The sequence below is a fragment of the Cryptosporangium arvum DSM 44712 genome, assembly GCF_000585375.1.
Classification (GTDB): Bacteria; Actinomycetota; Actinomycetes; order Mycobacteriales; family Cryptosporangiaceae; genus Cryptosporangium; species Cryptosporangium arvum.
Genome location: NZ_KK073874.1, coordinates 687,701 through 698,585, shown reverse-complemented (window position 1 = coordinate 698,585; position 10,885 = coordinate 687,701). Strand labels below are relative to the sequence as shown.

Sequence of the window (10,885 nt, the reverse complement as noted above, 5' to 3'; positions counted from 1 at the left end):
GTCGACTCCATGCGCATCGTCTTGGTCACCGCCACCGAACTGCCGGTCCCGGAGGACGTCGAACTGCCGGTGCTGCAGGCCGCCGCGAGCCGCGCGGGCCTGACCGCGGACGTGGCCTGCTGGGACGACCCGGCGATCGAGTGGGCCGGCTACGACCTGGCGCTGCTCCGGTCGACCTGGAACTACCCGAGCCACCTCGAGCGCTTCCAGGCCTGGGTGGACGCGACCGCGGCCGTGACGCGCCTGGTGAACGGCCCGGCGATCGTGCACTGGAACTCGGTGAAGACGTACCTCGGCGACCTGCACGCGGCCGGTGTGCCCACGGTCCCGACCACCTACCTGGCGCCCGGCGAGCCGGTGGAGCTCCCCGGCTACGCCGACATCGTGGTGAAGCCGACCGTCGGCTCCGGCGCGCGGAAGGCCCGGCGGTTCCGCGGCGGAACGCTGTCGGCGGCGACCGCGCACGTCAAGTGGTTGCACGCCGAGGGGCACACCGCGATGGTGCAGCCATTCCAGTACCGGGTCGAGACCGACGGGGAGCGGGCGCTCGTCCACGTCGGCGGCGAGTTCAGCCACGCGATCGTCAAGGGTGCCGTGCTCTCGTCGGTGACCGGTGTGCGTGGTGAGCACGCGCACCCCGACGTGCGGCCGTACGAGCCGACGGCCGCCGAGCGCGAGGTCGCGCTGGCCGCGCTGGCGGTCGCACCGGAGGCGCCGCTCTACGGGCGGATCGACCTGGTGCTCGACGACACCGGCTCGCCGATCGTCATGGAGGCGGAATTGATCGAGCCCCACCTGTTCCTGGAGCACGGGCCCGGTGCCGCCGACCGGCTGCTGACCGCCGTAAAGGACTTGCTCGCCGGGTGACCATTGGGGAGTGAAGGTCACTTTTGTACGGCTGCCCGACCACGAGTGGGGTGACGTTCTGATCGAGCGTGACGACCACGTCGTGTACCGGATGCACGGCGGCCCGGTCACGGCGGCGCTTCCGCATGACCTGGTGCACTTCACGGTCGAGGACGCGCTGCGGATCGAGGACGGGATCTGGGGCGCGATCGCCGCCGGAGTGGTGTTCCAGAGCATGAAGCACGTCTCCGGGCGCCGTCCGCCGCACGCCGCGGACCGGTCGGCGCAGTTGATCCGGGCCAACCGCGACCGGCTGCAGCGCGCCGAGCTGATCGGTGGCTTCATCGAGGCCGCCGCGAAGGCCGACGGCGATCTCCCGGCTCTGCGCCGCCAGTGGTTCGCCACCCAGCCCGACGCCCCGGACCTCCCGGCGATCGAGCTGGCCGTGGCCGCCCTGCACCGAGCCGAGGAGCGCTGGCGCGCCCTCCCGGCCGGCGCCGAACTCACCGTCACCTGGCCCGCCCACCGGCGTCTTCCCGCGCTCCCCACCGGGAAACGCAGCAAGACGCCGGCGCGACGTCGCTAGTCGACGGGCTGGCCGGTGGGCTGGGGGCCCTCACCGGAGGGCAGGCCGCCGGGGGCGCCGGCCTCTTCCGGCTTCTCGTGCAGGGACCGTGCCTCCGGCGCCTTCGTGACGTCGAGCTGCGGCAGGACCTTGGCCCCGAACGCGTCCAGGAACGGGTCGAGGTCCTGCCCCACGTGGTGCAGGTAGATCCCGTCGACACCCAGCGCGGCGTACTCGGCGAGCCACGCGGTGTGCTGACCGAGGTCGGAGCTGACGTTCACGACCCGGCGCACCTGGTCGATGCCGACCTCCTCCGACACCACGTCGAAGTGGTCGGTCATGTCCAGGTCCCAGCAGACCGGCGGGTCGAACACGTTGCTCCGCCACTGGTCGAGCGCGATCGCCTCGGCTTCCTCCGACGTCTCCGCCCAGCTGAGGTGGATCTGCAGGTTGATCGGACCGCGTCCACCGGCGTCGCGGTACGCGTCGATCATGCGGCGCAGTTTCTCGACCGGAGCCCCGACGGTGATCAGGCCGTCCGCCCAGGAAGCGCACCACCGTGCGGTCTCCTCGCTCACCGCCGCACCGACGAGCGCCGGCTCCACCTCCGGGCGGGTCCAGAGCCGCGCCCGGTCCACGGTGACCAGCCCCTGGTGGCTGACCTCCTCGCCGGCGAGCAGCGCCCGGATGATGTCGACGCACTCGCGCAGCCGAGCGTTGCGCAGGTCCTTGCGGGGCCACGGGTCACCGGTGATGTGCTCGTTGCTCGCCTCACCCGATCCGAGCGCGGCCCAGAAACGGCCCGGGAACATCGCGCCGAGTGTGCTGATCGCCTGCGCGATGATCGCCGGGTGGTACCGCTGGCCGGGCGCGTTGACGACGCCGAACGGAAGGTCGGTGGCCTGGAGCGCGGCGCCTAGCCACGACCACGCGAACGCGGAGTGGCCCTGCCGGGCGCTCCACGGCGAGAAATGGTCGGAGGACATCGCCGCGGTGAAGCCGAGTCGTTCGGCTTTGGCCACTGCAGCGAGCAGGTCGGACGGGTGGAGCTGTTCGTGGGACGCGTGCACGCCGTAGACGGTCATGCCCTCCTCGGTTCCCCCCGGACCCACTCGTCGAACGTCTCATGGCTCTGCTGACCGACGCCGTTGCCGCCGAGCACCCCCGAGCGCATCATCGCCCCGGCTTTCCCCGGCAGCGGAACCGGCACGACGACCGCACGCACCCCGCGTGCCTTCAGCGTCCGGCGGGCCATGTCGGGCACGCTCTCCACCTTCGGTCCGAACAGGTCGGGCGCCCGCCCGCTCGGGCCGGCCTCCACCGCGTCGGCCAGGGCTCCGCCGACCTCGGCGACCGCGACCGGGCGGGTCAGGAAAGTCGGGATCGCCACGAACGGACCGAATTTCGTCTGCGCGGCCAACTGGCCGGCGAACTCGTGGAACTGGGTCGCGCGGACGATCGTCCACGGCACCGAGCCGGCGATGACGGCCTGCTCCTGCGCTTCCTTCGCGCGGTAGTACGCGTACGTGGATCCGTCGATCGCGACGATCGAGAGCAGCACGTGGTGCCCGACGGCGGCCTCGACCTCGGCCGCCAGCAACCGCTCGGTGGTGCCGACGAACGCCTTCCGCGCTACCTCGTAGGACTGGCTGGTGACGTTGAACGCGTCGACGACCGCGTCCACACCGGCCACGGCTTCGGCCAGACCGGCTCCGGTGCTCAGGTCGGCGCGGTAGCCGACCGCGCCGGGTACGTCGGTCGCGCCCGACCGGCTCAGCGCCCGGACCGTGTGCCCTCGTTCGACGAGCGCGACCACCGCCGCGCGCCCGGCCGCGCCGGTGCCGCCCACCACCAGAACGTCCATCGTGAGTCCTCCTCGTTCGGGATTTCTCCTGTTGGACGAAGCAGCGGACGACTTCGTGACACCTCAGACCAGCTGCGCTTGCAGGAAGTCATGGAGCGCGGTCGCGGCGGCGGGGGGCAGCGCCCGGAACCGGAAGACGATTTCGTCGTCGGTCTGCCGGAGCAGGTCCACGTCGAGCGGCGGCACGCCCGGGACGGGCAGCTCCACCTGGCCGCTGGCCCCCGCGGGAAGGGCTTCGCCGGGAACCGGCAGGGCACGCACGCCGCCCTGGCTCAGGTCTTTGATCCGCAGTTCGAGCCGGCGCCCGCCGCCGGAGAACACGAGCGTGCCGGTGAGCGGCACCCGCTCGTCCCCGCGCCGCTCCATCATGTTGCGCAGGTCGGCGATCGCCCGGACCCGGTCCAGTGCGTTGGTGAGCCGCTGCTCCATGCCCACCACGGTGGCCCGCTGCTCGTCGGCGACGCCGAGGAGCGCACCGGTGGCCTCGTCGACGCCGCCGATACCGGCCGTCATCGCGGTGATCGTGCTCGACACCGCGGTCGCCTCGCGTTCCAGCGCCTGGATCGTGCCGGTGATCTCGTCGGTGGAGTGGGCCGTGGTGGCGGCCAGGTCCTTGACCTCGTCGGCCACGACGCTGAACCCCCGGCCCGCCTCGCCCGCCCGCGCGGCCTCGATCGTCGCGTTGAGCGCCAGCAGCTTGGTCTGGTCGGCCACCGACGCGATGATCTTGGCCATCCCGGCGACCCGCTGCAGCCGCTCCCCGAGCGCCGTCGTCACCGCGTCGGCGTTGCTCGCGTCGGCCAGCAGCGACCGCAGCACCCCGTCGGCGGCGTCGACGCGCTCGTGGATCGTCCCGGCCGACGTCCGTACCGCCTCCACCGCCGCGGCGACGTCGTTGAGCTCGGTGGTCAGGGCCTCGGCGCTCTCCTCGATGAGCTGCTGGGCCAACTGCCTGGCCTGCTTCTCCGCCCGCCGCTGCTGGGCGAAGTTCTCCCGGACCTGCTGTTCCTGCTGCAGTTGCGCCGCTTTCAGCGCCTCGTCCTGCTCGATCAGGCGCTCCCGGGCCTGCAGCAGCGCTCGGCCGATGTCCCCGAACTCGTCCCGGCCACCGGGGAGTTCGTGGTCGCCGTAGTCGCGATCGGCGATCGCGCGCACGCCCCGCAGGGCCAGCGCCACGTCGTGCCGGCTACGCCACCAGACCGCGGCCGCGAGCCAGAACGCGAGCGCGAACCCGACGATCGTGATCGCGAGAACGAGGGTCCGGTCGTCCTTCAGGCCATCGGCCCGGGTCCGGAGCAGACCGTCGAGCGCCTGCTCCGAAGCGTCGATCGCGTCCTCGGCGGCCGCGGCCACCCCTGTGACGTCGGCGCCCGGTGTGCCCAGCGCGGCCGTCAGACGTCCGGCCAGCGCGGCGGCCTCGTCGGCGAGTCGCCGCAGGTCGGCCAGCCGGGGCTCGAGGCCGGTCGCACTCGTCTGCGCGACGGCGGTCTCCACGTCGGTCCGGAGCGCCTCGGCGGCGGTCGAGAGCTGACCCGCCAGTACCGCCCTGGCCGCGACCAGCTCCGAACTGCCGGTCGCGCCGGTGGCCGCGGCCGCGGCCGCAGCGGCCTCGAGGATCCGCGGTACCTGCACGACCTGGGTGTCCATCACGTAGAACGAGTCGAGATCCGGGTCGAGGATCAGGTTCGACGCGTTGCCGGTCTCGGTGATCAGCGCGCTGAACGCCTGGGCTGCGGCCAGCCGCCCGGCCGGGGTGGTGACGCCGGCCGACACCGCGTCGCTCACCGCGGTCAACTCGTCGCGCAGGCCGAGCGAGGACTCGGACCGGACCTCCGATCCGATCGCGGTCAGGTCGACGTCGCGTCCGCCGACCACCGCCGCCATCGCGTGCAACGTCGGCCGCAGGACGCGGACACCGTCGCGCTCCGCGGTCGTGAACGCGATCTGACTGCCCTCCCGGAGGGCGTACTCGACGGTCGCGATCGCGCCCGGCACGACGAGCAGAACGATGACGAGCGTCAGCCGGGCCGTCGTGCGCAGGCGATCGAGCAGGTTGAGCACCGGGCGCAGCCCGACCGGAGCGTCACGCATGCCGTCCCATCGACCGCAGGCGGCCCAGCGTGAGGAATTGATCGGACCAAAACTGAGGTCAGACGCCCTCGGCCAGCGCGGTCGCCAGGTCGGGGACGAACGTGCCGGCGTTGGCGGCGCAGCCGTCGGCCTCGCCCGGGCGCTTCACCCAGAGGAACGCGGCCACGTCCTCGTCCCCGGTGTCGAGCGTCGGCGTCTGCCCGAGCTTGCGGCCGGCCGGGTCGCACCACTCGTTGTCGGTGGCCGCACCGGCACCGTTGCGCGAGGTGTCGACGACGATCTTCTTGCCGTCGACGCCGAGCCCGTCGAGGATCCGTTTGCCGTACCCGACCTCGTCCTTCGTCGGACGGAAGTTCGAGACGTTGAGCGAGATGCCGGACCCGTAGTCGTCCGCACCGGCCGCCCGGAGCCGTTCGGCCATCTCCGCCGCCGGCTTCCACTTCGAGTTGCCTGCGTCGTAGTAGACCTGCGCCCGCGGTGCCTTCTCGGTGATCGTGCGGGCCGCGTACGTGATGAGCTCGTTGCGTTCGCTGCGCTTGGCCGCGTCGAGGCAGTCGACCTGCGCCAGCGCGTCCGGTTCGAGCACGACGATCGAGGGGTCGGGTCCCAGGCCGGTGGCCACGGCGTCGATCCAGGCGCGGTAGGCGGTGCCGTCGGGTGCGCCACCGGCAGCGGCCCCACCGCAGTCACGGTCGGGGATCGCGTACGCCACGAGCGCGGGCACCTCACCGGCGGCTTTCGCGGCGGCGACCGTGCGCGTCACCTGCGTGCCGGCCTTCGCCGCGTCGTCGCCACCGGTGATCCAGACCGCCTGCGGCACGCTCGCGATCTTCTCGCTGATGACGGTGGCGTCGGGGTCGCTCTGGTTCGCGCTCACCCAGGCCGCCGCCTGGCCCCCGTCGTCGTAGAGCGAGCCCTGCAGTTTCGGCACCGAGATCGAGCGACGTTCGGGCTCCGAACCGCCCCGCAGTAACAGCGTGGTGACGCCCGCTCCGAGCATCACGACCACCGCGGTCGCGAGCAGAACAATTCGATGCCGCCGCATGCACTTCCCCCCGGTTGGGAACTCTCCAACCCGCTAACGGTTTAACGTGAACGTCCGTGCCCTCCGCCACGTAGTGCCGATTACCGGTCGGTGGCGTGGTCGTCCGGTAGCCGCTGCGCCACCGACCGGCCAATTCGGCACATTGCCCGCGAACCCGTACGAACAAAGGAGCGTCGTGACCGCGAGTCCTACGTGTGAGGAGAGCGTCGTCACGGCGCTCGGGTGGCACGGAACACCTGTGGACGGTGTCCGTGTGCGCGACACCGACCTGACCGTGGTGGTCTCCGGCGGCGACGGCGGAGCTCCGACGCTCGCGGGCGTGCTGGTCCCGGTGCGCGGGTCGTGGCGTCAGGCGCTCTCGATCGCGCGGGCCTGCCTGGCGTTCGCGCCGGTCGCACTGGTGCTCCCGGAAGCGCCGAGCGAGCTGTGCCGGCTGGAGTGCGGTTACGCCGACGTCGGCATCGTGGTCGCCGGCGACGTCGTGGCACCGGCCCGGGCCCACCGCCCGGTACGCAGCACCCGTTCGACGTTCGACCGCGTGCTCTCCGGCGAGCTGGACCGCGTGCTCACCGCGTCGTGAGCTCCGCGAACATCGCGTCGACGTCCTTCTTGGTGAAGTCACCGGCGATCTGAACCTCGCCGCCGGTGATCGGCTTCTTCACCGTCGGAGCGGTGAGCACGGTGCCGTCGAGCACCAGCGCGATCCGCTGGCTCTGCGTCGTGAGCGCGCGCAGGGCCACCGTGTCGGCGCTGGAGAAACGCAGCCGCAGGACCCACTTGCCGTCCTGGACCGCGGTGTCCGCCGACTCGACGACGGTCACCACCATGCCGCCCTCGCCGAGCGTGAAGCACCCCGCGAAGCGGCCGGGTGTGCCGCCGTCGGAGCAACCGGTTCCGGTCGCCTCGACCACCGGCGCGATCCGCAGGTCCGCGGCCAGGTTGCCGGAGTAGCTCTTCGCCACCGGTTGCGCCGAAGCGGGCTCCGACGAGCGCCAGAACGCGAGCCCGGCCAGCAGGATCGTGGACATCGCGACGACGAGCATCGCGACCGCGACGCCGGCGAGCGCCACGATCGTCCGCCGGCCACTACCCGGGCGCGGGCCGATGCGGTTCTGGGCCGGATCTCGCTCGGGCGCGGGAACCAGCACGCTGTTCGTCTGCTCCACGTATCCCATCCTGCACTTTCGTTTCACCCGTTTCCCACCGCCCGCCGAATTTGACCGCCTTACGGAACAATCGCGGGCGTGCGGTTCAGGATCCTGGGGCCGATCCAGGTCGAGACGGCCGACGGGCGAACGGTTCCCGTCGGCGGTTCCCGGCTGCGTGCCGCGCTCGCCGTGTTACTCACCGAGGCCGGCCGGATCGTCCCGGCCCAGCGCCTGATCGACGGTGTCTACGGTGACGCTCCTCCGGCGGGCGCGACGAACGCGCTGCAGTCGCAGGTCTCCCGGCTCCGCCAGCTGCTCGGCGGCGCCGCGGTCGTCGAGTTCCACCCCGCCGGTTACCGGCTGGCCGTCGACCCCGACCACGTCGACGCCCATCGGTTCCGTCGTCTGGTCGCCGAGGCCGCGCGCGTCGCCGACCCGGTGGCGCTGCTCGACGAAGCGCTCGGCCTCTGGCGCGGTCCTGCGCTCGCCGACGCCGGCGACACCACGCTGATCCGGGCCGCCGCCGCCGAACTGGACGACGCCCGGCTGTCCGCGCTCGACGCCCGCATCGCCGCCCGCCTCGAGCTCGGCCACGCCTCCGACGACCTGGTCGCCGAGGTGCGGGCGCTGGTGGCCGAACACCCGCTGCGCGAGTCGTTCCGGGTCCACCTGATGCGGGCGCTGCACACGACCGGCCACAGCGCCGCCGCCCTGCTCGCCTTCGAGGACGCCCGCCGGACGCTCGCCGACGAGCTGGGCGTCGACCCCTCGGCCGAGCTCCGCGAAGCGCACCTGGCCCTGCTGCGCCGGCCGGAACCGCGCGCGCAGGCACCCCGGCGGCTGCCCGCTCAGCTCACCAGCTTCGTCGGCCGGGAGCACGAGCTGGCCCGCCTCGCCGACCTGCTTGGTACTCAGCGCCTGGTCACGCTCACCGGCCCCGGCGGCGCCGGGAAGACCCGCCTGGCGATCGAGGCCGCCGAGCGGCACCCGGCCGAGAGCCATCTGGTCGAACTCGCGACGGTCACCACCGGCGCCGAGATCGAACAGGTCGTGCTCGACGCCCTCGGCCTGCGCGACAGCGGTCTGCGGCCGGCGTCTCCGGCCGCGAACCCGCTGGATCGCCTGGTCGCCGCGCTCGCCGACCGACCGGCCCTGCTGATCGTCGACAACTGCGAGCACCTGATCGACGCCGCCGCCACGCTCGTCGACCACCTGCTCCGCCGCTGCCCGTCGCTGCGTGCGCTGGCCACCAGCCGCGAACCGCTCGGCATCACCGGCGAACACCTGCTGCCGGTCCGCGCGCTCGGCCTGCCGGCCGACGGCGATCCGCCGGAGCGGATCCGCGGCGCACCCGCCGTGCGGTTGTTCGCCGAGCGCGCGTCCGCGGCTCTCCCCGGTTTCTCGGTCGACGCCACGAACGCCCCGGACGTCCTCCGCATCTGTCGCACGCTCGACGGACAGCCGCTCGCCCTGGAACTGGCCGCCGCCCGGCTCCGTAGCCTCGCGCTCGGCGAGGTGGCGTCCCGGCTCGACGACCGGTTCCGGCTGCTGAACCGGGGCGAGCGCACCGCCCCGGCCCGGCACCGCACGCTGCGCGCCGCGATCGAGTGGAGCTGGGAACTGCTCGCCGACGACGAGCGGACGCTGGCCCGGCGGCTCACCGTGTTCGTCGGCGGCGCCACGCTGGAGGCGATCGACCAGGTGTGCGGACCGACCGACGCCGACTCCCTGTCCGGCCTGGTCGACAAGTCGCTCGTCGAGTTCGCCGACGGCCGGTACCGGATGCTCGACACGATCCGGGTGTTCGGCGAGGAGCGGCTCGCCGAGTCCGGGGAACTCAAGCGGCTGCGCCGGGCCCACGCCGAGTACTTCCTCGAGCTGGCGCTGACCGGGGACGCCGCTCTGCGTACCGCCGACCAGTTGCGGTGGGCCGCCGTCCTCGACCGGGAGCGGGAGAACCTGCACTCCGCGGCCCGGTGGTCCGGCACCGCCGATCCCGCGTCCGGGCTGCGCCTGACCGCCGCGCTCGCGATGTACTCCTGGATCCGAGGCCGGCGCAGCGAATTCGCCGCGCTGGCCCGTGACCTCCTGGAGTCGGTCGGGCCCCGGCCCCCGCACGGCCTGGAGGAGGAACACGCGATCTGTGTCCTCTCCGCCCGGCTCGGAGGGCACGACGGGAACTGGTCGTCCGGCGGTGCGGCCTGGTCGGCGAACCCGAACGAGTTGTACCGGCCGCCGCGCCTGCCGTTCCTGAACGCGCTGACCGCGCTGAGCGCCGGGCCGCCTGCCGACAGCGAGTACACCAAGCTGGAGAACTGGTACCGCGCCTCGGAGCTCGATCCGTGGACCGCGGCGCTGCAGCAGTTCGGCCTGGCCTACATGCGCGCGATGAACAGCGGGGACCTCGCCGGGGCCGTGGTGAGCCTGGAAGCCTCGATGGCCGGGTTCCGGGCGATCGGCGAACGGTGGGGCGAGACGATGGCCCTCACCGAACTCGCGGACCTCGCCGAAGCCCGCGGTGAGCAGGACCGTTTCCTCGCGCTGAACGAGCAGGCGATGCGGCTCGCCGTCGAGCTGGAGTCCGACGAGGACCGCGGCGGCCTGTTCTGCCGCCGGGCCACGAACGCCGCCCGGTTCGGTGACCTGGACACCGCCGACGCGCTGTACCGGCACGCGGCCGAGCTCGGTGGCCGGGCCGGCGCGTCCGACGTCCAGGCCCGGGCGCTGGCCGGCCACGCGCACGTGCGGTGGCTGCGAGGCGACGTCGAGGGCGCCCGGCGGCGGTACGAGCAGGGGCTGACCGAGCTCACCGGCGCCGGGTACCTCACGAACGAGATCCGGGCGCTGCTGACGATCGGGCTGGGCTGGGTGGCGTACGCGACCGGCGACCCGGCCCTGGCCCGGGAGCGGCACCGGTCGGCGCTGGTCAGCGGCGTCCAGTCGTACTCGCCGGTCGCCGGTGACGTCGCGGAAGGGCTGGCCGCGGCCGCGCTGGCCGAGGGTGATCCCACCACCGCCGCGACGCTGCTCGGGCTGGTTCCGGCGTTGCGCGGCGGCCTGGTCGCGAGCTTCCCCGGGCTGCCGCCGACCGCCGACGCCGCGCGCGAGGCGCTCGGCCCGTCCGCGTACGACCAGGCGTACGGCCTCGGTGCGGCGCTCTCCCGGGACGAGGCGACCGAACTCCTGCGTCGTCCACCGAGTGAGCTACCCGAAGGTGTCCGTCGTGGAGGGACGTGCCGGCAGGGCCGCCGTCGCTGATTTTTCCGTCCGCTGACGGCGCCCCGCGGGGCGCCGTCAGCGGCGCGTGCGTCGTTCGTGCGTGGCCG

At 73.0% G+C, this 10,885-nt stretch carries 9 protein-coding genes; 4 read left to right on the top strand and 5 right to left on the bottom strand.

What is annotated here, in order from left to right; all coding sequences use genetic code 11:
* Positions 1 to 9: 9 nt before the first annotated feature.
* Together CRYAR_RS49395 and CRYAR_RS49390 are read left to right on the top strand one after the other, a co-directional pair.
* Positions 10 to 867, top strand: a complete 858-nt coding sequence (locus CRYAR_RS49395) for an ATP-grasp domain-containing protein (protein WP_051569675.1) — start codon at positions 10 to 12, stop codon at positions 865 to 867.
* A gap of 10 nt (positions 868 to 877) precedes the next feature.
* Positions 878 to 1,432, top strand: coding sequence for a hypothetical protein (locus CRYAR_RS49390; RefSeq protein ID WP_051569674.1), 555 nt, complete (start codon positions 878 to 880; stop codon positions 1,430 to 1,432).
* On the opposite strand, the gene CRYAR_RS03160 is transcribed toward CRYAR_RS49390, so the two are convergent.
* The 4 genes from CRYAR_RS03160 to CRYAR_RS03145 all read right to left on the bottom strand — a co-directional run bounded on the left by CRYAR_RS03160 (position 1,429) and on the right by CRYAR_RS03145 (position 6,411).
* Complete coding sequence (locus CRYAR_RS03160; RefSeq protein WP_084700007.1) at positions 1,429 to 2,496, bottom strand: TIGR03885 family FMN-dependent LLM class oxidoreductase; 1,068 nt, start codon at positions 2,494 to 2,496, stop codon at positions 1,429 to 1,431. The two genes, CRYAR_RS49390 and CRYAR_RS03160, sit on opposite strands and share 4 nt — an antisense overlap.
* Positions 2,493 to 3,275: an SDR family oxidoreductase gene (locus CRYAR_RS03155; RefSeq protein ID WP_035848356.1), complete on the bottom strand. Its 783-nt coding sequence runs from the start codon at positions 3,273 to 3,275 to the stop codon at positions 2,493 to 2,495. Before CRYAR_RS03155 ends, CRYAR_RS03160 begins: the two co-directional genes overlap by 4 nt.
* Positions 3,276 to 3,338: 63 nt before the next feature.
* Positions 3,339 to 5,366, bottom strand: coding sequence for a methyl-accepting chemotaxis protein (locus CRYAR_RS03150; RefSeq protein ID WP_035848353.1), 2,028 nt, complete (start codon positions 5,364 to 5,366; stop codon positions 3,339 to 3,341).
* A 58-nt stretch (positions 5,367 to 5,424) separates the two neighbouring features.
* Positions 5,425 to 6,411: a glycoside hydrolase family 6 protein gene (locus CRYAR_RS03145; protein ID WP_063725651.1), complete on the bottom strand. Its 987-nt coding sequence runs from the start codon at positions 6,409 to 6,411 to the stop codon at positions 5,425 to 5,427.
* Positions 6,412 to 6,664: 253 nt separating this feature from the next.
* On the opposite strand from CRYAR_RS03145, the gene CRYAR_RS03140 reads away from it, so the two are divergent.
* Positions 6,665 to 6,991: a hypothetical protein gene (locus tag CRYAR_RS03140; RefSeq protein WP_157017305.1), complete on the top strand. Its 327-nt coding sequence runs from the start codon at positions 6,665 to 6,667 to the stop codon at positions 6,989 to 6,991.
* On the opposite strand, the gene CRYAR_RS03135 is transcribed toward CRYAR_RS03140, so the two are convergent.
* Positions 6,978 to 7,577 (bottom strand): SecDF P1 head subdomain-containing protein, encoded by a 600-nt coding sequence (locus CRYAR_RS03135; RefSeq protein ID WP_157017303.1) that lies wholly within the window; start codon positions 7,575 to 7,577, stop codon positions 6,978 to 6,980. The two genes, CRYAR_RS03140 and CRYAR_RS03135, sit on opposite strands and share 14 nt — an antisense overlap.
* A 78-nt stretch (positions 7,578 to 7,655) precedes the next feature.
* Here CRYAR_RS03135 and CRYAR_RS03130 point away from each other — a divergent pair, with 78 nt between their 5' ends.
* A complete protein-coding gene (locus tag CRYAR_RS03130; protein ID WP_063725650.1) occupies positions 7,656 to 10,817 on the top strand; it encodes an AfsR/SARP family transcriptional regulator in 3,162 nt (1,053 codons plus the stop codon).
* Positions 10,818 to 10,885 lie beyond the last annotated feature (68 nt).